This window comes from Raoultella sp. T31 (assembly GCF_002806725.1).
GTDB lineage: Bacteria > Pseudomonadota > Gammaproteobacteria > Enterobacterales > Enterobacteriaceae > Klebsiella > Klebsiella electrica.
Genome location: NZ_PIBO01000003.1, coordinates 101,032 through 123,603, shown reverse-complemented (window position 1 = coordinate 123,603; position 22,572 = coordinate 101,032). Strand labels below are relative to the sequence as shown.

General features: G+C 55.8%; 16 protein-coding genes. 3 read left to right on the top strand and 13 right to left on the bottom strand.

Annotation, left to right across the window (positions count from 1 at the left end):
* Window positions 1–6: 6 nt before the first annotated feature.
* Genes glpC through glpA form a run of 3 tightly spaced genes read right to left on the bottom strand, consistent with a single transcriptional unit; the run spans window position 7 to window position 4,062 of the window.
* Window positions 7–1,194, bottom strand: coding sequence for an anaerobic glycerol-3-phosphate dehydrogenase subunit GlpC (gene glpC / locus CWM52_RS03175; RefSeq protein WP_100682760.1), 1,188 nt, complete (start codon window positions 1,192–1,194; stop codon window positions 7–9).
* On the bottom strand, window positions 1,191–2,450 hold the full coding sequence (gene glpB / locus CWM52_RS03170; protein ID WP_100682759.1) for a glycerol-3-phosphate dehydrogenase subunit GlpB: 1,260 nt from the start codon (window positions 2,448–2,450) through the stop codon (window positions 1,191–1,193). Before glpB ends, glpC begins: the two co-directional genes overlap by 4 nt.
* Window positions 2,440–4,062, bottom strand: a complete 1,623-nt coding sequence (glpA, locus tag CWM52_RS03165) for an anaerobic glycerol-3-phosphate dehydrogenase subunit A (RefSeq protein ID WP_100682758.1) — start codon at window positions 4,060–4,062, stop codon at window positions 2,440–2,442. The genes glpB and glpA overlap by 11 nt, the downstream gene beginning before the upstream one ends.
* A 270-nt stretch (window positions 4,063–4,332) precedes the next feature.
* Between glpA and glpT the strand changes: the two genes are divergently transcribed.
* Both glpT and glpQ read left to right on the top strand, forming a co-directional pair.
* The gene (gene glpT, locus CWM52_RS03160) at window positions 4,333–5,679 is read left to right on the top strand and encodes a glycerol-3-phosphate transporter (RefSeq protein WP_100682757.1); all 1,347 of its coding nucleotides are present in this window, start codon (window positions 4,333–4,335) and stop codon (window positions 5,677–5,679) included.
* Between the two features lie 9 nt (window positions 5,680–5,688).
* Window positions 5,689–6,759, top strand: a complete 1,071-nt coding sequence (gene glpQ / locus CWM52_RS03155; RefSeq protein WP_100682756.1) for a glycerophosphodiester phosphodiesterase — start codon at window positions 5,689–5,691, stop codon at window positions 6,757–6,759.
* A 736-nt stretch (window positions 6,760–7,495) separates the two neighbouring features.
* On the opposite strand, the gene yfaE is transcribed toward glpQ, so the two are convergent.
* The 4 genes from yfaE to ubiG form a co-directional block, all read right to left on the bottom strand.
* Window positions 7,496–7,750, bottom strand: coding sequence for a class I ribonucleotide reductase maintenance protein YfaE (gene yfaE / locus CWM52_RS03150; RefSeq protein WP_100682755.1), 255 nt, complete (start codon window positions 7,748–7,750; stop codon window positions 7,496–7,498).
* Window positions 7,750–8,880, bottom strand: coding sequence for a class Ia ribonucleoside-diphosphate reductase subunit beta (gene nrdB / locus CWM52_RS03145; protein ID WP_100682754.1), 1,131 nt, complete (start codon window positions 8,878–8,880; stop codon window positions 7,750–7,752). The genes yfaE and nrdB overlap by 1 nt, the downstream gene beginning before the upstream one ends.
* A gap of 103 nt (window positions 8,881–8,983) precedes the next feature.
* Complete coding sequence (gene nrdA, locus CWM52_RS03140; RefSeq protein ID WP_100682753.1) at window positions 8,984–11,269, bottom strand: class 1a ribonucleoside-diphosphate reductase subunit alpha; 2,286 nt, start codon at window positions 11,267–11,269, stop codon at window positions 8,984–8,986.
* A gap of 356 nt (window positions 11,270–11,625) precedes the next feature.
* Window positions 11,626–12,354 carry a bifunctional 2-polyprenyl-6-hydroxyphenol methylase/3-demethylubiquinol 3-O-methyltransferase UbiG gene (ubiG, locus tag CWM52_RS03130; protein ID WP_100682752.1) on the bottom strand — a complete coding sequence of 243 codons (729 nt, stop codon included), beginning with the start codon at window positions 12,352–12,354 and terminating at the stop codon, window positions 11,626–11,628.
* 233 nt (window positions 12,355–12,587) lie between these two features.
* On the opposite strand from ubiG, the gene gyrA reads away from it, so the two are divergent.
* On the top strand, window positions 12,588–15,227 hold the full coding sequence (gyrA, locus tag CWM52_RS03125) for a DNA topoisomerase (ATP-hydrolyzing) subunit A (protein ID WP_100682751.1): 2,640 nt from the start codon (window positions 12,588–12,590) through the stop codon (window positions 15,225–15,227).
* Window positions 15,228–15,276: 49 nt separating this feature from the next.
* Here the strand turns inward: gyrA and CWM52_RS03120 are convergent, their stop codons facing one another.
* The 6 genes from CWM52_RS03120 to atoS all read right to left on the bottom strand — a co-directional run bounded on the left by CWM52_RS03120 (window position 15,277) and on the right by atoS (window position 22,517).
* Window positions 15,277–16,461 carry an acetyl-CoA C-acetyltransferase gene (locus tag CWM52_RS03120; protein ID WP_100682750.1) on the bottom strand — a complete coding sequence of 395 codons (1,185 nt, stop codon included), beginning with the start codon at window positions 16,459–16,461 and terminating at the stop codon, window positions 15,277–15,279.
* 28 nt (window positions 16,462–16,489) lie between these two features.
* Window positions 16,490–17,812, bottom strand: coding sequence for a TIGR00366 family protein (locus CWM52_RS03115; protein ID WP_100682749.1), 1,323 nt, complete (start codon window positions 17,810–17,812; stop codon window positions 16,490–16,492).
* Window positions 17,809–18,459 (bottom strand): 3-oxoacid CoA-transferase subunit B, encoded by a 651-nt coding sequence (locus tag CWM52_RS03110; RefSeq protein WP_100682748.1) that lies wholly within the window; start codon window positions 18,457–18,459, stop codon window positions 17,809–17,811. The genes CWM52_RS03115 and CWM52_RS03110 overlap by 4 nt, the downstream gene beginning before the upstream one ends.
* Before the next feature lie 2 nt (window positions 18,460–18,461).
* Window positions 18,462–19,121 (bottom strand): acetate CoA-transferase subunit alpha, encoded by a 660-nt coding sequence (gene atoD, locus CWM52_RS03105; protein WP_100682747.1) that lies wholly within the window; start codon window positions 19,119–19,121, stop codon window positions 18,462–18,464.
* A gap of 196 nt (window positions 19,122–19,317) precedes the next feature.
* Window positions 19,318–20,703, bottom strand: a complete 1,386-nt coding sequence (gene atoC, locus CWM52_RS03100; RefSeq protein WP_100682746.1) for an acetoacetate metabolism transcriptional regulator AtoC — start codon at window positions 20,701–20,703, stop codon at window positions 19,318–19,320.
* Complete coding sequence (gene atoS / locus CWM52_RS03095) at window positions 20,700–22,517, bottom strand: two-component system sensor histidine kinase AtoS (RefSeq protein WP_416308788.1); 1,818 nt, start codon at window positions 22,515–22,517, stop codon at window positions 20,700–20,702. Before atoS ends, atoC begins: the two co-directional genes overlap by 4 nt.
* Window positions 22,518–22,572: the final 55 nt, after the last annotated feature.

Below are 22,572 nucleotides of genomic sequence, written 5' to 3'. Positions count from 1 at the left end.
TGTTCCTCAGTCAGGCGCGCCCAGCGCCTGCGCCAGTAGAGTGATGGGATGTTCACAGCGTTTGCTGGTGGACATCTCGATTTGCCATTTGCAGGTTTCGCAATCAGTGATAACCAGGTCAGCGCCGCTCTCCTCAATTTGCCGGAACAGCGGAGCGCCGATGGCCTGAGAAGCGGGATAGTTTTCCGATTTAAACCCGTAGGTGCCGGCGATGCCGCAGCACTGCGAATCCAGCACCTCCAGCTGTAAACCCGGGATCAGCCGCAGCAGTTCAAGGGTATACAGCGACCAGCCCATCTTCTCCATATGACACGGCGTGTGATAGACCACCTTCAGCGGCAGCGGCCGTAACGGCAGGGTGCGTCCGGCATCAAGCTGGCGCCAGATCCAGCGGGTGGCCAGTTCAATCCGGTCGCGAAGGTCCTGATTATCGACATCCAGCAGATGCGGATATTCGTCGCGCAGGGTAAACGTGCAGGTTGATGAGGTGGCAATCACCGGCAGCGGGGTTTCCCGCATGGCAGCGACGTTGCTCTGCGCCTGGCGGCGGGCTTTGGCAAAAAAGCCGTTGGCGATAAGCGACACGCCGCAGCATTTTTCTTTGCTTAACAGCTGGACGCCGGTGCCCATCGCATTCAGCACGCGGATGAGGTCGTGGCCGAGCTGCGGATGGTTGTAGTTAACGTAACAGCCGTGAAAGAACGCCACCTGCTCGCTGAACTGCGCCTGGCGGGCCGCCTGCTGACGGTACGCCCGGCGAAAAGTGCCGAAACCGTATTTCGGCAGCGTTCGACGGTGGTCAATTTTTAGCGTCGCATCGAGCAGCCGGCGTACCGGTTTGAGCCCCGTCGCGGCGTTGACCAGCGGGGCAAACGGCGTGGAGAGGGTGCCCATCAGGTCGGTATGGCTGAGGATAGCATCGCGCAGCGTCGGCTTTTGCTGACTGTACTGTGCCCGCGCCCGCTGGATAATATCGCCAATTTTTACATCAGAGGGACAGGCGACTTCGCAGCGCTTGCAGTTAATACAATATTTTAAGGCTTCGTCGTACAGCGCCCCGTCCTTCAGACGCAGGCGCTCACCGTCGGGACCCGCTTGTTTCGGGCCCGGATAGCGCGGATTCACCCGGCTGACCGGGCAGCTGGTGGTACACACGGTACATTTAATGCAGCTCTCAAAGCGGGTATCGTTCATCGCGCGCCTCCGGCAAGGTCATGAATCTGTCTGGCGACGTGCAGCGCGGTGACCGCGCAAACGCCGCCGCCGCATCCTAGCTGGATGGCATCAAAACCGCCCAGTAGCGAACCGATGGCGAACAGGTTGCCCAGCGGCTGGCCGTCGAGCAGCGGGCGCAGCATCGCATCGGTTTTCAGGCCGAAGCGCTGCCAGGGTTGCGAAGCAAAGAAATCGCGCTGATACCAGTTCTCGCGCGGGATGGTCTGCTGCAGATCGAGGCCGAGAATCGGCTCCCGAACGCGCGCTTTATCGGCGATCAATCCATTGCTGAAGAAACTGCCGCTGGCCAGGACCGTAAACCGGGGGCGTAGCGCAACATCGCCGTGCTGCCGGGTCCAGACTGCGCTGACGTTGCCCTCCTGATGGTCGATCCGCGTGACTTCATCGCCAGCCAGCCAGGTGCCGCCGGTCCGGATAAAACGACGCTGAAGCTGGTTATGCAGGCGCATGCCGGGAACCGAAGGCGGCAGCGTCGGCAGCAGGCGTAGCGGGCAGGGCAGCTGTTCCTGTAGCCAGCTATACAGCCCGGCGTCATTCAGACCGAAACAGGCGGGCATGATCAGCAGATCGTGCGCCTGTGCCAGCGGACGCAACGCGGCGAGGAGCGCGGGCCAATGGCACTCTTCGTCGAGCATTCTGGCGATATTCACCGCGCGAAATTCGCTCGGATTATCCCGCAGAACGTCCAGTATCGGTAAGTCTATCTCTGTTGCCGTCGCCTTCACCCCCTGCCGGGCGAGTGAGGCGGCGGCCAGATGCGGCTGGAAGTCGGCGAAGCCGCCGATACCCACCACGCCAACGCTGCGTGCGGACAGTGGCGCCACGGGAACTTCCGGCGGCGAAAGCCACGTCGGGCGCAGGGTGCCCAGCGGCGTAACGCGTTCATGCGGCTGGCGGGCCTCGCCACGCATCGCGATTCCGCTGGCGGCCAGCAGCGCCTCGGTTTGCGCGGCGTACGCCATCACCCGATCGGCGCCCAGCAGCGCGTAGGGATGCGCGGGAAGCTGTTGCGCCAGGCGGGCGATTCCGTGGGCCACATCGCTGACCCGCTCGCCATCGGGAAGGGCGCAGAGCAGATCCAGTGAAGCGGAGGAAAAGTGCAGCGCGCTTTGACCCCGACTGACGATGACGCAGCGCAGGCCCAGCTGATTAAGCGTTAGCCCGCAGAGCAGGCCCGCGAGGCCACCGCCGATAATCACGCTATCAAATTTCATCCTGAGACTCCTGTTGCAGGCCGCACAGTCCGAGGTAGACCCAGCGGGTGAATTCACTTTCCCTGAGCGCATCGCCCCAGGCAATAGGCTGCACGCCTTTCCAGCGCTCGTTTAAAAAATCAGAAAGCTGGGCCAGCGACTGGGCGGGAGTGGTGATGTTAAACCGTTGCAGGAGCCCGGCCGCCCGGCAGGCGCACAGCTCTCCCTGGCAGGTGCCCATGCCGATGCGCGTGCGGCGGCGTAGATCGAGCAGGCTGGTAACGGCTAAGTTTTCCACCGCGTACTGCACCTCTCCGGCGGTCACCATCTCGCATTCGCAGATTAAGCTGCGATGCTGGCGGGTATCGCCCAGCCAGGCTGGCGTGCGGTCGCCGTGACGATAGAGGGCGGAACCGCGCAGCGGCGCGGGTAGCGAGATGATTTTTTTTACCGTGGCTTCGGGGGACTCCGTAGAGCCCGGCAGCGGGATGTCGGCGGTAGAGCAGGGGACGCGGTTGTCGAGCTTACGGCACACTGCATCCGTGGCCCACTCCGCCATCAGGCGATAGGTCATCAGCTTGCCGCCGGTAATGGTGATAAACCCCTCCATGCCATCACGCTCGGCGTGGTCGAGCAGAACGATACCGCGGCTGACGCTGCGTCCGCTGGGGTCATCATCGCTGGCCACCAGCGGACGCACGCCGGAATAGGCGCGCAGCACGCGAGTGCGCCCAAGTACCGGAGCCAGTTTTTCTCCTTCCCGCAGCAGCGTGTCGACTTCGGCTGTTGTGACCCGGTTGTCATCAATTTCGGCGTAAGGGATATGTTCCGACGTCGTGCCAATCAGCGAAATGGTATCACCGGGCACCAGAATATCGGCATCGGCGGGTTTGCGGCAGCGGTTGATGACCTGCCGGTTGATACGATGGTCGAGGATCAGCAGCGATCCCTTGGCCGGGAACATGGCGATGCGCAGATCGGCATATTCTGCGATCCGCTGCCCCCAGATCCCGGCGGCATTCACCACCACACCGGCGTACAGCGTACCTTTCTCGCGATGTTGATGATCATAAAATTCGACCCCGCAAACGCGATCTCCCCGGCGGATGAGACCGGTAATTTCGCAACCGGTCAGAATGGTCGCGCCATGCTCCCGGGCATCGAGCATGTTGGCTGCCGTGAGGCGAAACGGATCGATGGTGCCATCGGGGACCTGTACGGCGCCAAGCAGGGCCGGATTGACGGCGGGTTCAATACGCAGTGCCTCTGCTGGCGACAGCGACTGAGTTTCGATCCCCGCCTGTTGACAGGCGTTGATGAAGGTCCGTTGCCAGGCCAGATCGTCCTCGGGAAGGGTAATAAAGAGTCCGTTGGTCGCTTCAACGCAGTGACGGGCGATGCGGCGCAGAATCCGGTTCTCATTGATGCACTCGCGGGCCGATTCGCCGTCGGTGACGGCATAGCGGGCGCCGCTGTGCAGCAGACCGTGATTACGCCCGGTTGCTCCGGTGGCAATATCGTGACGCTCCAGCAGCGTTACCTGCAGTCCGCGGAGCGCGCAGTCTCGCGCGATCCCTGCGCCGGTCGCGCCGCCGCCGATGATAATCACATCGCATTCACGGGTTTCGGCCATCTTCCTGTCCTTCTTCTTTCGTTTTACGCCATTTAGCCATACAAACAGTACGTATTGTTTGATTTCGAGCATATTCGCGCGTTATTCGAGCGAGTTATGTGATTTCATGCTCATAATGGAATGTTTTGTCATATTTTTGTAACAAAGCGTGCGATGTTTCACAGTATCCAGGGCCAGCTTTGCCTACCATCCCGTTTAATCAGAAGTGGGTGATTAGATTAGATTTTTCTTATCGCTGTCAGTAGAGAAGAGATGGCCACGGAGGCTGCTATGTTAACTATTTTTAAACCTGCGCCGCACAAAGCGCGTTTGCCCGCGGCGGAAATCGATCCGCTGTATCGTCGACTGCGCTGGCAAATTTTTATCGGTATTTTCTTTGGATACGCCGCTTACTATCTGGTGCGTAAGAACTTTGCTCTGGCTATGCCCTATCTGGTGGAGCAAGGATTTTCCCGCGGCGATCTGGGTTTTGCCCTCTCCGGTATTTCGATTGCCTATGGGTTTTCGAAATTCATCATGGGGTCGGTTTCGGATCGCTCGAATCCGCGCATTTTTCTGCCCGCGGGGTTGATCCTGGCCGCGCTGGTGATGCTGGTGATGGGGTTTGTCCCCTGGGCGACCTCCAGCATTATGGTGATGTTCGTGCTGCTGTTCCTCTGCGGCTGGTTCCAGGGGATGGGCTGGCCGCCGTGCGGGCGGACGATGGTGCACTGGTGGTCGCAGAAAGAACGCGGCGGCATTGTCTCGGTATGGAACTGCGCGCATAACGTCGGGGGCGGGATCCCTCCGCTGCTGTTCCTGCTGGGGATGGCGTGGTTTAACGACTGGCACGCGGCGCTGTATATGCCGGCGTTCGGCGCGATTCTGCTGGCGGTGTTCGCCTTCGCGATGATGCGCGATACGCCACAGTCCTGCGGCCTGCCGCCGATCGAAGAGTACAAAAATGACTATCCTGATGATTACAGCGAAAAGCATGAACAGGAGCTGACCGCCAGCCAGATCTTTAAGCAGTATATCCTGCCGAATAAGCTGCTGTGGTATATCGCCGTGGCGAACGTTTTTGTCTATCTGCTGCGCTACGGCATTCTCGACTGGTCGCCAACCTACCTGAAAGAAGTGAAGCACTTTGCTCTGGATAAATCCTCCTGGGCCTACTTCTTATATGAGTATGCGGGGATTCCTGGCACGCTGATTTGCGGCTGGATGTCCGACAAGGTGTTTAAGGGCAATCGCGGGGCCACCGGGGTGTTCTTTATGACGCTGGTGACGATAGCCACCGTGGTTTACTGGCTGAACCCGCCGGGTAATCCGGGGATCGATATGGCCTGCATGATTGTAATTGGCTTTCTGATCTATGGCCCGGTGATGCTGATTGGTCTGCATGCCCTGGAGCTGGCGCCGAAAAAAGCGGCGGGCACCGCCGCGGGCTTTACCGGTCTGTTTGGCTATCTCGGCGGTTCCGTTGCCGCCAGCGCGATCGTCGGCTATACCGTTGACTTCTTCGGCTGGGACGGCGGCTTCATGGTGATGATCGGCGGCAGCGTGCTGGCGGTTGTGCTGCTGGTTATCGTGATGCTGGGTGAACGACGCCATCACCAACAACTGAAACGGTCTTAAGGAATGCGCATGAAAACGGTAGTCACGACGCTAATGACGGGAATTTTACTGGCCGGTTCGACTCTGAGCTTTTCCGCCTCCGCCGCGGATAAGCTGGTCATCGCCCACCGTGGCGCCAGCGGCTATCTGCCGGAGCATACGCTGCCGGCAAAGGCGATGGCCTACGCGCAGGGCGCCGACTATCTTGAGCAGGATCTGGTGATGACTAAAGACGATCGGCTGGTGGTGCTCCATGACCACTATCTCGATCGGGTGACCGATGTCGCGGAACGTTTCCCGCAGCGTGCGCGGCCGGATGGCCGCTTCTACGCCATCGATTTTACGCTGGCGGAGATAAAATCGCTGCGGTTCAGCGAAGGCTTCGAGCCGAAGGACGGCAAGAATATACAGACCTTCCCCGGTCGCTTCCCGATGGGGAAATCGGACTTCCGTATTCATACTTTTGAAGAGGAGATCGAGTTCGTTCAGGGGCTGAACCACTCAACGGGGAAAAATATCGGGATCTACCCGGAAATTAAGGCGCCGTGGTTCCACCATCAGGAAGGCAAGGATATCGCCGTCAGCGTCCTGCAGGTGCTGAAGAAATACGGGTACACCCGCAAGCAGGATAAGGTCTATCTGCAGTGCTTTGATGCTAACGAGCTCAAGCGGATTAAGTATGAGCTGGAGCCGAAGATGGGGATGGACCTGAAGCTGGTGCAGCTGATCGCTTACACCGACTGGCACGAAACCCGGCAACGTCAGGCGGACGGTCAATGGGTTAACTACAGCTATGACTGGATGTTTAAGCCCGGCGCGATGAAGCAGATTGCGCAATATGCCGACGGGATTGGTCCGGACTACCCTATGCTGGTGGCGGGAGGTTCAACGCCGGGCCACGTGACGTTAACGGCGATGGTAAAGGAGGCGCATCGCCAGCGTCTGGTGGTGCACCCGTATACCGTGCGTGCAGACAAGCTGCCTGATTATGTCACCGATGTGAATCAGCTGTTTGACCTGCTGTACAACAAGGCCGACGTCGATGGGCTGTTTACCGATTTCCCGGATAAGGCGGTGAGTTTTTTGCAGGATAAACGTTGAAATCGCCGGGTGGCGGCTACGCCTTACCCGGCCTACAGGCTACTGTGACTACCCGGCCGACGAACTGGTGGTGCAGCCGTATATCCCGGATAAAGCGGTGAGTTTTTTGCAGGATAAACGCTGAAATCGCCGGGTGGCGGCTACGCCTTACCCGGCCTACAGGCTACTGTGACTACCTGGCCGACGAACTGGTGGTGCACCCGTATATCCCGGATAAAGCGGTGAGTTTTTTGCAGGATAAACGCTGAAATCGCCGGGTGGCGGCTACGCCTTACCCGGCCTACAGGCTACTGTGACTACCTGGCCGACGAACTGGTGGTGCACCCGTATATCCCGGATAAAGCGGTGAGTTTTTTGCAGGATAAACGCTGAAATCGCCGGGTGGCGGCTACGCCTTACCCGGCCTACAGGCTACTGTGACTACCTGGCCGACGAACTGGTGGTGCACCCGTATATCCCGGATAAAGCGGTGAGTTTTTTGCAGGATAAACGCTGAAATCGCCGGGTGGCGGCTACGCCTTACCCGGCCTACAGGCTACTGTGACTACCTGGCCGACGAACTGGTGGTGCACCCGTATATCCCGGATAAGGCGGTGAGTTTTTTGCAGGATAAACGTTGAAATCGCCGGGTGGCGGCTACGCCTTACCCGGCCTACAAGCGACTGTGGCTTACCTGGCCTACAAACTACGAACTGCGGTTTGGTAGGTCGGGTAAGCGAAGCGCCACCCGACAAAACTACATCTCGATTTCTATATCGCCTTTCGCCCGGCAGCAGCAGGGCAAAACCTCTCCCGGCTGGATGAATGCCAGCGGCTCGGTCAGCCAGTCAACCTGGCCGGAAACCAGCCGCGTGCGACAGGAACCACAATAGCCGGCGCGGCACTGATACTCCACGTCGATATTATGTGATTCCAGGGCAGCCAGCAGGGAAGGGTGTTCATCCTGACACTCAAGGCGAGTGTCAGAAATCTTCAGGAAAATGCGTTTCATCAGAGCTGGAAGTTGCTCAGATCGTCGGCATCGACTTCGGCGTCGATCTGGCCAACCAGGTAGGAGCTGACTTCCACTTCCTGCGGCGCAACCTGCACGTTATCGGACACCAGCCAGGTGTTGATCCACGGAATCGGGTTGGAGCGGGTCTGGAAGGGCAGATCGAGACCCACCGCCTGCATGCGGATATTGGTGATGTATTCCACGTACTGGCAGAGAATATCTTTGTTCAGGCCGATCATCGAACCGTCACGGAACAGGTAATCCGCCCACTCTTTTTCCTGCTGTGCCGCCAGCACGAACAGATCGTAGCACTCCTGCTTACACTCTTCGGCAATTTCCGCCATTTCCGGGTCGTCGACGCCGGAGCGCAGCAGATTCAGCATGTGCTGGGTGCCGGTCAGGTGCAGCGCTTCGTCGCGGGCGATCAGGCGGATGATTTTGGCGTTGCCTTCCATCAGTTTACGCTCGGCGAAAGCAAAGGAGCAGGCGAAGCTCACGTAGAAGCGAATCGCTTCCAGCGCGTTGACGCTCATCAGGCACAGGTAGAGTTTCTTTTTCAGCTCGCGCAGGTTAACGGTGATGGTTTTCCCGTTGACGGTGTGCGTGCCTTCACCCAGCAGGTGCCAGTAGCTGGTCAGCTCGATCAGCGTGTCGTAGTAGTGGGAGATACCTTCCGCACGTTTCTGGATTTGCTCGTTGGTGACGATATCGTCGAAGACCATCGCCGGGTCGTTCACGATATTCCGGATGATATGGGTATAGGAGCGCGAGTGAATCGTCTCGGAGAATGCCCAGGTTTCCACCCAGGTTTCCAGTTCCGGAATCGAAATCAGCGGCAGCAGGGCGACGTTCGGGCTACGGCCCTGAATAGAGTCCAGCAGCGTCTGATACTTCAGGTTGCTGATGAAGATATGTTTTTCGTGGTCCGGCAGCGCCTGGTAGTCGATACGATCGCGGGAGACGTCAACTTCTTCCGGGCGCCAGAAGAAGGAGAGCTGTTTTTCGATCAGCTTTTCGAAGATGTCATATTTTTGCTGATCGTAACGGGCGACGTTAACCGACTGGCCAAAAAACATCGGCTCAAGCAGTTGATCGTTTTTCGTCTGTGAAAAAGTGGTGTATGCCATGAGTGGGGATCCTGTCCTGGAATTATATGCCGGGTGGCGCTTCGCTAACCCGGCCTACAATAGACCGTAGGCCCGGCGAGCAACGCGCCGCCGGGCAATATTATCAAATCTTACATGCGCCGCTTTCGCAGCCATCGTCCTGGATGGACGGCGCCAGATCGTCCTGGGCATCTTCCGCGCCATCACGGGTGTTGTGATAGTACAGAGTTTTTACGCCGAATTTATAGGCATTGAGCAAGTCTTTCAGCAGTTGCTGCATCGGCACTTTTCCAGACTGGAAACGCGTCGGGTCATAGTTGGTGTTGGCCGAAATCGACTGGTCGATAAACTTCTGCATGATGCCCACCAGCTGCAGGTAGCCGTCATTGTTCGGCATTTCCCACAGCAGCTCGTAGCTGTCCTGCAGTTTTTCGTAGTCCGGTACCACCTGACGCAGAATGCCGTCTTTCGAGGCTTTAATGCTGACATGTCCGCGCGGCGGCTCAATACCATTAGTGGCGTTGGAGATCTGCGAAGAGGTCTCTGACGGCATCAGCGCAGAGAGCGTAGAGTTACGCAGGCCGTGCTCTTTAATGGATTCGCGCAGCGCTTCCCAGTCGTAGTGCAGCGGCTCGTTGACGATGGCATCGAGATCTTTTTTATAGGTATCGATCGGCAGCACGCCCTGAGCATAGGTGGTCTCGTTGAACCACGGGCACGCGCCCTGTTCAATGGCCAGCTCGTTTGACGCTTTCAGTAGGTAGTACTGAATCGCTTCAAAGGTTTTATGCGTCAGGTTGTTGGCGCTGCCGTCGGAGTAGCGTTTACCGTGCTTCGCCAGGTAGTAGGCGAAGTTGATCACGCCGATACCCAGGGTACGACGGCCCATTGCGCCGCGTTTCGCCGCCAGAATCGGGTAGTCCTGATAATCCAGCAGCGCATCCAGCGCACGTACCGCCAGTACCGCCAGCTCTTCCAGTTCGTCGAGGCTCTCAATGGCGCCCAGGTTAAAGGCCGACAGCGTACACAGCGCGATTTCACCGTTTTCGTCGTTAACGTCATCCAGCGGTTTGGTCGGCAGCGCGATTTCCAGACACAGGTTGGACTGGCGAACCGGCGCGACAACCGGGTCAAACGGGCTGTGGGTGTTGCAGTGGTCAACGTTCTGGATGTAGATACGACCGGTGGAGGCACGTTCCTGCATCATCAGTGAGAACAGCTCAACCGCTTTGATGCGCTGCTTGCGAATGCTGTCGTCTTTTTCGTACAGGGTGTACAGACGTTCGAATTCGTCCTGATCGGCGAAGAAGGCATCGTACAGGCCCGGGACGTCGGACGGGCTGAACAGGGTAATGTCTTCACCTTTCAGCAGACGGGTGTACATCAGTTTGTTGATCTGTACGCCGTAGTCCATGTGGCGAACGCGGTTGGCGTCGGTACCCCGGTTGTTTTTCAGCACCAGCAGGCTTTCGACTTCCAGGTGCCACATCGGGTAGAACAGCGTGGCGGCACCGCCGCGTACGCCGCCCTGCGAGCAGGACTTCACCGCGGTCTGGAAGTGCTTGTAGAACGGGATACAGCCGGTGTGGAACGCTTCGCCGCCGCGGATCGGGCTGCCCAGCGCACGAATGCGACCGGCGTTAATGCCGATACCCGCGCGCTGGGAAACGTATTTCACGATAGCGCTGGAGGTGGCGTTGATGGAGTCGAGGCTATCGCCGCACTCGATCAGCACGCAAGAACTGAACTGACGCGTTGGGGTGCGCACGCCGGACATAATCGGCGTCGGCAGCGAGATTTTAAACGTGGAGACCGCATCGTAGAAACGCTTGATGTAGTCCAGACGCGTCTCGCGCGGATAGTTGGAGAACAGACAGGCAGCAACCAGAATGTAGAGGAACTGAGCGCTCTCATAAATTTCACCGGTCACACGGTTCTGCACCAGATATTTGCCTTCCAGCTGCTTAACGGCAGCGTAGGAGAAGCTCATATCGCGATCGTGAACAATGAACGAATCCATCTGCTTGAACTCTTCTTCCGTGTAGTCTTCCAGCAGATGAGTATCGTATTTACCTTTTTTCACCATCTTCGTGACGTGGTCGTACAGCGCAGGCGGCTCAAACTGACCGTAGGCTTTTTTACGCAGATGGAAGATAGCCAGGCGCGCGGCGAGATACTGATAATCCGGCGCATCGCGGGAGATCAGATCCGCGGCTGCCTTAATGATGGTTTCGTGGATATCGGCGGTTTTGATGCCGTCGTAAAACTGAATGTGAGAGCGCAGTTCTACCTGAGAAATCGAAACGTTATTCAGTCCTTCTGCCGCCCAATCCAGTACACGATGGATTTTATCGAGATTAATGCGCTCGGTGCTACCGTCACGCTTTGTCACCAGCAGACTCTGATTCATGTGGATTATACCTGTCCGTGAGAGAAAATATCCCCCGCTTATCCACAGAACGCCGTTGTGACTAACTCTGTGGATAAATACTATATGTAGGGGGTTGTAGATAAAAGAAACGCTATATGGTGAGTATTTTAGTAAGGATTCTTTTGAGTACAAGGGTTGATTTTGACGTTAATTTGAGGTTGCGTAAGCGTAATAATCGTGAAGTCCACGTCGTATAAGGCCTGGCGGAGATGTCAATAAACTGGAAAATAAAAATGAAAATTTGATCGAGTGCTGATTTCTTCGACGGATATAAAAATTACGCGGCTTGATGCCGCGCAATCATCAGATCATCATCATATGAAAAACTGCGCTGGTTATGCGCTTTTCGCGGTTGTATGCAACATATAGTTAACATCTACGCCCGGCGCCAGCTTGAAGGTGTTGGTCAGCGGATTGTAGTGCAGGCCGATAATATGCTGCTCTTTCAGAGTAGTCTGATCCACCCAGCCTATCAGCTCCGCCGGCTTAATGAATTTTTTCACGTCATGAGTGCCTTTAGGCACCATTTTCATCACGTACTCCGCGCCGACCACCGCCATCAGCCACGCTTTACCGTTGCGGTTAATGGTCGAGAAGAAGACCTGGCCGCCGGGCTTCACCAGTCGTGCGCAGGCGTGAACCACCGATTGCGGGTCCGGAACGTGCTCCAGCATTTCCATGCAGGTCACCACATCGTACTGGCCGGCGTGCTTCGCCGCGTGTTCTTCTACCGTCTCCTGGACATAGTCGACCTGAACGCCGCTTTCCAGCGCGTGCAGTTTCGCCACCTGTAGCGGTTCAAAACCCATGTCGAGCCCGGTTACCGTTGCTCCTTCACGCGCCATGCTCTCGGCAAGGATGCCGCCGCCGCAGCCAACATCAAGGACCTTTTTGCCAAACAGGCCGCCAGAACGCTCCGCAATATAGCCAAGGCGCAGCGGGTTGATGCGATGTAAGGGCTTGAACTCACCCTCTAAGTCCCACCAGCGCGAGGCGACGGCTTCGAATTTAGCAATTTCATGATGATCAACGTTGTGGGCCACCGGCTGTTTTTCGGCATTCATGGGCGCTTCGACTCCTTTTCTGTTCAGACCGGCGAGTATATCAGGTGACCGGCGTGAATAAACGTCTATCCCCATCGCCTTTTGCCGCGACCGGATGACGCGAATCGGAGCGCCTGTGTTTGCCGCCACGAGGCGGCGCGAAATTCATTGGGTATAGATTTACCCGTATCACCGCGGCTGTGTTATAATTTGCGACCTTTGAATCCGGGATACAGTAGAGGGATAGCGGTTAGATGAGCGACCTTGCGAGAGAAATTACACCGGTCAACATTGAGGAAGAGCTTAAGAGCTCGTATCTGGATTATGCGATGTCGGTCATTGTTGGCCGTGCGCTGCCGGATGTCCGAGATGGCCTGAAACCGGTACACCGTCGCGTACTTTACGCCATGAACGTATTGGGCAATGACTGGAACAAAGCCTATAAAAAATCCGCCCGTGTCGTGGGTGACGTAATCGGTAAATACCACCCTCATGGTGATACCGCCGTTTATGACACCATTGTACGTATGGCGCAGCCATTCTCCTTGCGTTATATGCTGGTCGATGGCCAGGGTAACTTCGGTTCTGTCGATGGCGACTCCGCCGCAGCGATGCGTTATACGGAAATCCGTATGTCGAAAATCGCCCACGAGCTGATGGCCGACCTGGAAAAAGAGACGGTTGATTTTGTCGACAACTATGACGGCACGGAACGTATCCCTGACGTCATGCCGACGAAAATCCCTAACCTGCTGGTGAACGGTTCGTCCGGTATCGCCGTCGGGATGGCAACCAACATTCCGCCGCACAACCTGACGGAAGTGATCAACGGCTGCCTGGCCTATATCGACGATGAAAATATCTCCGTTGAAGGGCTGATGGAGCATATTCCGGGGCCGGACTTCCCGACCGCCGCCATTATTAATGGTCGTCGTGGTATTGAGGAAGCGTACCGCACCGGTCGTGGCAAAATTTATATTCGCGCCCGCGCAGAGGTGGAAACCGATGCGAAAACGGGTCGTGAAACCATCATCGTGCACGAAATTCCGTATCAGGTGAACAAAGCGCGTCTGATCGAGAAAATTGCCGAGCTGGTGAAAGACAAACGCGTTGAAGGCATCAGCGCGCTGCGTGATGAGTCTGATAAAGACGGGATGCGTATCGTGATTGAAGTGAAACGCGATGCGGTGGGCGAAGTGGTTCTCAACAACCTCTACTCCCAGACGCAGCTGCAGGTCTCCTTCGGTATCAACATGGTTGCGCTGCACCATGGTCAGCCGAAGATCATGAATCTGAAAGATATTCTTTCTGCGTTCGTGCGCCACCGCCGTGAAGTGGTGACGCGTCGTACCATTTTCGAACTGCGTAAAGCCCGCGATCGTGCGCATATCCTCGAAGCGCTGGCGATTGCGCTGGCCAACATCGACCCGATCATCGAGCTTATCCGCCGCGCGCCAACGCCTGCGGAAGCGAAAGCGGGTCTGATTGCGCGGTCCTGGGATCTGGGCAACGTGGCGGCGATGCTGGAACGTGCCGGTGATGATGCCGCGCGTCCGGAGTGGCTGGAGCCAGAGTTCGGCGTGCGCGACGGTCAATACTATCTGACCGAGCAGCAGGCGCAGGCTATCCTGGATCTGCGTCTGCAGAAACTGACCGGCCTTGAGCATGAAAAACTGCTTGATGAATACAAAGAGCTGCTGGAACAGATCGCTGAACTGCTGCATATTCTGGGCAGCGCCGATCGTCTGATGGAAGTGATTCGTGAAGAGCTGGAAGCCATGCGCGAACAGTTCGGCGACCCGCGTCGTACCGAAATCACCACCAACACCGCGGATATCAACATCGAAGATCTGATCAACCAGGAAGATGTGGTGGTCACCCTGTCTCACCAGGGCTATGTGAAGTATCAGCCGCTGACCGACTATGAGGCGCAGCGTCGCGGCGGCAAAGGTAAATCGGCCGCACGTATTAAAGAAGAAGACTTTATCGACCGCCTGCTGGTGGCTAATACCCATGACACGATCCTCTGCTTCTCCAGCCGTGGTCGTCTGTACTGGATGAAGGTCTATCAGCTGCCGGAAGCCAGCCGTGGCGCGCGCGGGCGTCCAATCGTCAACCTGCTGCCGCTGGAAGCTAACGAACGCATCACCGCCATTCTGCCGGTACGCGAATACGAAGAAGGCGTGAACGTCTTTATGGCGACCGCCAGCGGTACCGTGAAGAAAACCGCGCTGACCGAGTTCAGCCGTCCGCGTTCTGCCGGGATCATCGCGGTGAACCTGAACGAAGGCGACGAGCTGATTGGCGTTGACCTGACGAACGGGAATGATGAAGCGATGCTGTTCTCTGCCGCGGGTAAAGTGGTGCGCTTTAAAGAGAGCGCGGTCCGTGCCATGGGCCGTACCGCAACCGGCGTTCGCGGCATTAAGCTGGCGGGTGACGATAAAGTGGTTTCGCTGATCATCCCACGCGGCGAAGGCGCTATCCTGACCGTCACGCAGAATGGTTACGGTAAACGTACCGCGGCGGCAGAGTATCCGACGAAGTCCCGTGCCACGCAGGGCGTTATCTCGATTAAGGTCACCGAGCGTAACGGTTCCGTGGTCGGCGCCGTGCAGGTTGATGATTGCGATCAGATAATGATGATCACCGATGCGGGCACGCTGGTGCGTACGCGCGTTTCGGAAGTCAGCATCGTTGGTCGTAACACGCAGGGCGTTATTCTGATCCGTACCGCGGAAGATGAAAACGTCGTGGGCCTGCAGCGTGTAGCCGAGCCGGTTGATGATGAAGAGCTGGATGCCATCGACGGCAGCGTAGCGGAAGGCGACGACGAGATCGCGCCGGAAACTGACGCTGACGCGGATGATGACGCTGGCGAAGATGAAGAATAATCTGCGCTAGTGGTGCGAAAAGGGCCGGGAGATACCCCGGCCCTTTTTTTTAATTCACTCTTTCTACTATCATGGCGATCCCCTGCCCACCGCCAATGCACAACGTGGCCAGTCCCAGTGTTTTATCCCGCACCTGCAGAGCATGAAGCAGCGTGACCAGAATCCGCGCGCCGCTGGCACCAATAGGGTGTCCGAGCGCGATAGCACCGCCGTTGACGTTCACTTTCTGCGGATCAAAGCCGAGTGTTTTCCCGACGGCAAGGAACTGTGCCGCAAACGCCTCATTGGCTTCAATCAGATCGATATCCGCGAGCTGTAATCCACTCTGTTGCAGTGCCTTTTTCGTGGCGGGAACCGGCCCCATGCCCATCAGTGCCGGAGCGACGCCGCCGCTGGCATAGGCTTTAATGCGGGCAAGGGGTTTAAGCCCTGCTGCCAGCGCTGCAGATTCTTCCATTACCACCAGTGCCGCCGCGCCGTCATTGATACCGGAAGCATTACCTGCCGTTACCGTTCCAGCCTTGTCGAAGGCCGGACGTAATGCGGCAAGACCCTCTATAGTGGTGTCCGATTTGGGAAACTCATCGCGATCAAAAACAACGGATTTCTTGCGCGAGATTACGTTGATGGGGATGATTTCCGTCTGAAAGGCGCCGCTTTCAATAGCCGCGACCGCTTTATGCTGCGATTGTAGGGAAAGTTCATCCTGCATCTCCCGGCTGATGCCATACTCCCGGGCGACATTTTCGGCAGTGATCCCCATATGATAGCCGTGCGTGGAGCAGAGCAGACCATCGCGTAGAATAACGTCGGATACCTCTGCATCGCCGAGACGATAGCCCCAGCGGGCTTTCGCATTCAGCAGATAAGGCGCCAGGCTCATGTTCTCCATACCACCAGCAATTATCGCCTGCGCCTGCCCAGCCTGAATAGCCTGGGCAGCAAGCGCGACGCTTTTAAGACCGGAGCCGCAAACCTTGTTCACGGTGAAACCACAGACCGTTTCGGCAAGACCGCTTTTCAACAGAGCCTGGCGAGCGGGATTTTGCCCAAGCCCGGCCTGAAGCACATTCCCCATAATGACTTCATCAACGCGCTGTGGATCGAGTTGGGCGCGTTCGAGAGCAGACTTAATCACGGTTGCGCCAAGATCTATCGCGCTGGTAGTTGCGAGTGCGCCATTAAAGCTGCCGATGGCAGTGCGTGTCGCACTGACGATGACACAATTTTTCATCTTCTGTTCCTTAAAATGAGAGTTGCTGTCAGAGCAAGGCCAAACCAATGACAAAAATAATTCCGGAGAAGAGCAGTGCGGTGATGCAGTAGCCCATAATGTCGCGAACGCCCAGTCCTGCGATGGCTAGTGCGGGTAACGCCCAAAAGGGTTGTGCCATGTTCATCCACTGCTCGCCGTAGGCGATTGCCATTACCGATTTACCGAGATTGGCTCCCAGCGCCTGGGCCGCAGGCATGACAAACGGTCCCTGGATAACCCAGTGGCCGCCGCCGGAGGGGACGGCAAAGTTAATCAATGCTGAGCTAAAGAAGGTCATCACCGGGAAGGTGTCTTTGTTAGCGACGTTAATGAAGAATTCGGTAATGAGGCCGCCGAGGCCGGAGTGTTCCATCATCAGTTGGATCCCGGCGTAGAAAGGAAATTGCACCAGAATTCCAGCAGTGCTGCGCGCTGCTGCGCTAATGGCGCGCATATAGGCCATTGGCGTTTTGTGTAGCAGCAGGCCAGCAATCATAAACATCAGATTGACGGTGTTGATGGTGATGTTAAATCCCTTCTCGACGAAATAAAGGGTCAGATAAGCAATACCCAGTACGCCGACGAGCAGAGCAAGGATGCGGCTTTCTTCCAGTCGTTCAGATGGCGGAGCATCAGGCGGCAGTTTCTTCTGAAAATCGGCCTCTTCCTGCAGCAATCTTGGATCGATCCTGATCACATCAGACGGTTTTGGCGTCATCATTCGGGTAATGAACGGCATCACCACGATGAGCCCAAGTGTGATAAAGATGTTGAATCCGGTGAACAGGGTATCGCTAACCGGGATTAAGCCTGCAATATGTTCAACCGGGTTGCCAGGTGTGGCCGCCAGCAGAGGCATTGAGCCGGAGAAGCCTCCGCCCCAGGTGAGAAAACCAATATAAGCGCAGGCAATCAGCAGCGGATAGTCAGAACCAGGAACCCGGCGGGCAACTTCCCGAGCAAACATTGCTCCGACCACCAGGCCAAAGCCCCAATTGATTACGCAGGCAACCGAGCCGAAGAAGGTGACCAGCATAACGCCCTGAACCGGCGTCTTAGCCGCTGAAGCTGTGGTACGCAACAGGCTTTTCACCGGTCCGGAACTTGCCAGAGCATGGCCGGTGACAATGATCAACGCCATTTGCATACCAAACGCCAGTAAATTCCAGAAACCATCTCCCCAGAGTTTCACCATGCTTATTGGCGTTTGTGGCGTCAGCCAGAGCGCAATAGCGAAGGTTAACAGGGTTAACAGCATGGCAAAGATTAACGGATCGGGGAGCCAGCGGCTAACGACGCGCGTCATGAAGCGTGATATACGGCCAATCATGCGTCACCCCGTTGGATTAACAGGTTGGCGGTAATCTCGAAATGCGCTTCGGTTTTTGCCCGCAGAGTAGCGATATCGCATCCTTCGATGATTTCGGTGAGCCACATCTTGCCGTCAATAAAGCGGAACACTGCAAGCTCGGTCACCAGCATATGCACAGCATGCCGTGCAGTAAGCGGCATCGTACATTGGCGGAGAATCTTCGCCGAACCATCTTTCGCGCAGTGTTCCATTGCGATAATGACCTTGCGCGCGCCGGTGACCAGATCCATCGCTCCCCCCATGCCTGGGACCATTTTTCCAGGGACGACCCAGTTGGCAAGGTTGGCCTGCTCATCCACCTGCAGCCCGCCGAGAACGCAGGCATCAACGTGGCCACCGCGGATCAGCGCGAAGGACATGGCGCTGTCGAACATTGCAGCACCGGGTAAAATACCGCACGGTTGGCCGCCGGCATTCACCAGGTCGGGATGGGCCGTAGTGACCGGGCCAAGCCCGAGGAAGCCGTTTTCTGATTGCAAGGTGATATGGATATCGCCAGGAAGATAGTTTGCGACCAGTGTCGGCAAGCCAATTCCGAGGTTAACGATGTCGCCATCGCGTAGTTCTTGCGCCACCCGGCGCGCAATACGTTGTTTAGCATCCATGATTATTTCTCCAGAGGCATGACGATATGATCGATAACGGCGCCAGGCGTCACAACTTGATCAGGGAGTAGAACCCCTGTTTCGACCAGTTCATCGGGTTCCGCTAGCGTGATGTCTGCCGCGAGGGCAATAAGGGGGTTAAAGTTGCGTGCGCTAAGCCGGTAGGTGAGGTTGCCAGTCGTGTCGGAGAGGTGGGCGCGAATAAGCGCCAGATCCGCACGTAAAGGGCGTTCCAGAAGCCAATCTTTGCTATCAAGAGTGAGAGATTGTTTCCCCTCCGCTACTACGGTACCGACGCCGGTCGGCGTCAGGAAACCTCCTAACCCTGCGCCCCCGCAGCGGATTTGTTCAACAAGGGTACCCTGCGGAACCAGTTGAACCTCCATCTCTCCGGCAATCATGCGGCGTCCTGTTTCGGGATTGGTGCCGATATGTGAGGCGATGACTCTGCTTACCCGGCCGTTGACGATCAGTGGACCAATGCCGGTATCGACGAATGCAGTATCGTTGGCAATGACGGTTAGATCTCTGACGCCGGATTCAAGTAACGCTTCGACAAGGCGGGGCGGGGTGCCAACCCCCATAAAGCCGCCAACCATAATGGTCATGCCGTCACGGAAGAAACGTGAGGCGTCCTGTAAGGTAATCAGTTTATTTTTCATTGTGTTTCCCTTTTGCATACTCCGTGTTGGGTACACAAAAGGCATAGCAAGCGGGATGCCAGAATACGATGTGGTGGGTGGTTCTTTTAATTCATTGAATTCTATATTTTATTTTTAATTTTTTCTGCGAAGGACTCGGTGGGAACTATGCAAAATCTTGCGCACTGCGCAAAATCCTGCATAGCAGATTTTGATTTTAAACGCCCGCAGGGTCGATATCGTACTCTTGCAGTTTGTACATCAAAGCACGCCGGCTGATCCCCAGCATTAGCGCGGTACGGGTGCGATTTCCCTCTTGCTGTTCGAGTACCTCAAGGATGATCCGCTTTTCCTCACGTTTGATCTCCTCTTTCAGATTTCGTTCTCCCGTCTGCGCAGGCTTCATTTCTGCCGTAGTACTGATGGAATGACGAAACTGAGCGGGTAAATCTTCAGTGAAAATGACCGCGCCGGTACTCATCACCACCGCGCGTTCAATAACGTTGGATAGTTCGCGTATATTGCCTGGCCAGTGCCAGGCGCTGATTATTGAGAGTGCTGCGGAATCAATCTCAATGATATCGCGCTGATTTTCCGAACTGAATTTCTGGAGAAAATGATTAGCCAGCAGTGCGATATCTTCCCGCCGCTCTCTTAACGGCGGTAGCGTCAGATGAATCACGTTCAGCCGATAAAACAAGTCTTCGCGGAAAAGACCTTCTTGCACCATTGTTTGTAGATCCCGGTTAGTAGCGGCGATAATGCGAATATCAACCTTAATGATTTGATGTCCGCCGATACGCTCAAATTCCCTTTCCTGCAGTATGCGCAGCAGTTTCGCCTGAAGGATAAGCGGCATTTCGCCAATTTCATCAAGTAACAATGTTCCCTGATGTGCGCGCTCAAAGAGTCCCTGGCGCAGTGTCTGAGCGCCGGTAAAGGCGCCTTTTTCATGACCAAAGAGTTCACTTTCCAGTAACGATTCAGGTAGTGCAGCGCAATTGATCTTGATAAACGGTCCGTTCGCCCGGCAGGAGTTATAGTGGATCGCACGGGCAATCAACTCTTTCCCGGTCCCGCTTTCGCCGCTAATCAGCACGCTGGCCTGTGAGAGGGCAATTTTAGCCGTATCTTTACAGATATCCATCATCGCCGGGCTGTTCGTCAGGATATGCCCCCATTGCCAACTGGTGTTCAGCGCCTTATGCAGGCTGCGGATCTCCTGCTTCATCGCCTGAAGCTGTAGCGCTCGCTGAATCACTAAGGTTAGTTCGTCAAGATCAAAGGGTTTGATAACATAGTCAAATGCCCCGCTGCGTAATGCTTCGACTGCCGTCTCCACTTCCGCATAGGCAGTCATCAAAATGATGGGGATCCTTGGCTCCATAGCCCGCATGGCTTTCAGCGCGGCAATACCGTCCATTTCTGGCATCCGAATATCCATTAACACCACATCTGGCTGTGTCTGTTCAAAGGTTCGCAGAGCTTCCCTTCCGTTACCCACAGAGTGCGTCTCGTGTCCCTGTAAGGAAAATGCCGTACTCAGCATTCGGCGAACGTTATCTTCGTCATCAACGATGAGAATACGGTAGATGGATTTCATACGCACACGCTCTCCCGGGGATTGATGGGTAAAATAAGAGTGAAGATTGCGCCGCATCCCGGTGTGCTGGTAACGCGGATATCTCCTTGATGTGCATTGATTATTCTCTGGCTTAGCGCGAGACCAAGGCCGGTTCCTGAGGCTTTAGTCGTGAAAAAGGGGTCAAATATCTTTTTTTGCAGCGCGGTATCAATACCGCAACCATCATCTTCAATCGCGACCGCCAACTGCGTTGGCGTATATTGCCAGGTTCGAATGTGAATCTCCCCTCGCGCGCCGATAGCCTGTACTGCATTAATCAACAGATTGAGAAGTACCTGCTTGAGCAATTCGCGATCTGCGACAATGGTGGATTGGCTGGCGTCGAAATCCGTAACAAAAGTGATTCTGGCCTGCACACCGGAGGTTTGAACCAGAATCAAGGCCTCTTCAATTAGCGCATTAAGATAGACGTCTTGCCACTGGCTATGCCGGGGACGGGAGAAATCCAGCAACTGCTGGATGACCTTATTAATTGAGTCTATTTCTTTGAGCGCAATGGATAAATATTCTTGATGTACCGGTAGGGTAGTTTGCTGGAGAATGATCTGCACGTAGCCGCGGATTGCCGTCAGCGGATTACGAACTTCATGAGCCACGCCAGCCATTAATTCGCCCAGGGTGGCGAGTCTCTCCGTTTGGGCAAGTCGACGCTGCGCCTCTTTACGGGCTGTCAAATCAGAAAAAATGACCAGTGCGCCGATCAAATCACCCCGCGCGTTGTGGATTCTGCTGGTCGTTACGCTCAATTCAATGGTGCGGCCGCGCGCTGGAAAACTGACCTCCTGAGCGAGATGCTCAATGCCGTGCGCCAGCGTGTCGAGAACGGGGCTACGGAAATGAGGATCGGTAAACAGTTTGGCATACGGTTGCCCGACCAGTTCATGCTGTTTGTAACCGGTAATCTGTTCTGCTGCGGGATTGATAGTCGTGACATCACCCTGCCTGTCGATAGCAAGAACCCCGTCGGCTGCATTTTCTATGATCAGATCGTTAAGGGTTTTCGTCTCGCGCAGCGTTTGTGCTAACGCATTTACGCTACGGCTAATTTGTCCCAATTCACCTGGCAAATGGGGTAATCGCGTAGGATTTTTTTGGGCAAGGGTGGAAAGGCTTTCGGTGATAATATCAATGTTGGCACTGAATCGCCGTGAAAAAAGCACAATCAGCAGCAGGCTGCTCATCAATCCCATCGCCAGGACTGCAATAATTCGGACGTCCATCTTCCAGGCCTGCTGTCGAATATCTTCTGTCAGCTCGTTGGCCCAGATATAGCCGATGACTTCTCCATGTCGTTCGATTGGAATCATGGAGTTAAGAATATCGCCGCGAACCTGCTTGCCTGAGAATACCAGCGGAGCGTTGGTGCTCATGACTCTACGGCCAGGATGCTCTGCTGTAATGGTGATGCCGACGGTATCCTGGAAAAGGTGTGCAGGGGCGTAGGTGATAATGGCATCCAGCTCCTTATTGTAATACCCTGCGCCGATACCGGGGAAGGCATCAGTAATACGCTCGGTAACGGGGCTTAGCTCATTATTAAGAGCCAGGATGCGTTCATGACGAGGTAAATGGCTGTAGTGGTTAAAGCTATCGGCTAGCGCAGTATTCAGCAGGTTAACGACTGCTGATAGTTTTTTTTCTTTTTCAGACAAGACTGCTGAACGGCCCTCTGTTTCTACGATATAACCAATAGAAATTATCGGTATGCAAACCATCAGTATAGCCATCAGAATCATTTGGTTTCGCAAACGTCGGGGATATACCCGGCGCATCATCCATTTTAGGTCGTGCATACAGCTATCCATGTTGGGTGTTTTTTAGGCGAAT

Bases quoted from the DNA above. Each gene is read 5' to 3' on its own strand.
- nrdB (WP_100682754.1), bottom strand. From the start codon at position 8,880: ATGGCATACACCACTTTTTCACAGACGAAAAACGATCAACTGCTTGAG.
- CWM52_RS03115 (WP_100682749.1), bottom strand. From the start codon at position 17,812: ATGATTGGCCGTATATCACGCTTCATGACGCGCGTCGTTAGCCGCTGG.
- CWM52_RS03110 (WP_100682748.1), bottom strand. From the start codon at position 18,459: ATGGATGCTAAACAACGTATTGCGCGCCGGGTGGCGCAAGAACTACGC.
- atoS (WP_416308788.1), bottom strand. From the start codon at position 22,517: ATGCGCCGGGTATATCCCCGACGTTTGCGAAACCAAATGATTCTGATG.
- glpT (WP_100682757.1), top strand. From the start codon at position 4,333: ATGTTAACTATTTTTAAACCTGCGCCGCACAAAGCGCGTTTGCCCGCG.
- glpC (WP_100682760.1), bottom strand. From the start codon at position 1,194: ATGAACGATACCCGCTTTGAGAGCTGCATTAAATGTACCGTGTGTACC.
- yfaE (WP_100682755.1), bottom strand. From the start codon at position 7,750: ATGAAACGCATTTTCCTGAAGATTTCTGACACTCGCCTTGAGTGTCAG.
- glpB (WP_100682759.1), bottom strand. From the start codon at position 2,450: ATGAAATTTGATAGCGTGATTATCGGCGGTGGCCTCGCGGGCCTGCTC.
- nrdA (WP_100682753.1), bottom strand. From the start codon at position 11,269: ATGAATCAGAGTCTGCTGGTGACAAAGCGTGACGGTAGCACCGAGCGC.
- gyrA (WP_100682751.1), top strand. From the start codon at position 12,588: ATGAGCGACCTTGCGAGAGAAATTACACCGGTCAACATTGAGGAAGAG.
- CWM52_RS03120 (WP_100682750.1), bottom strand. From the start codon at position 16,461: ATGAAAAATTGTGTCATCGTCAGTGCGACACGCACTGCCATCGGCAGC.
- glpQ (WP_100682756.1), top strand. From the start codon at position 5,689: ATGAAAACGGTAGTCACGACGCTAATGACGGGAATTTTACTGGCCGGT.
- glpA (WP_100682758.1), bottom strand. From the start codon at position 4,062: ATGGCCGAAACCCGTGAATGCGATGTGATTATCATCGGCGGCGGCGCG.
- atoC (WP_100682746.1), bottom strand. From the start codon at position 20,703: ATGAAATCCATCTACCGTATTCTCATCGTTGATGACGAAGATAACGTT.
- atoD (WP_100682747.1), bottom strand. From the start codon at position 19,121: ATGAAAAATAAACTGATTACCTTACAGGACGCCTCACGTTTCTTCCGT.
- ubiG (WP_100682752.1), bottom strand. From the start codon at position 12,354: ATGAATGCCGAAAAACAGCCGGTGGCCCACAACGTTGATCATCATGAA.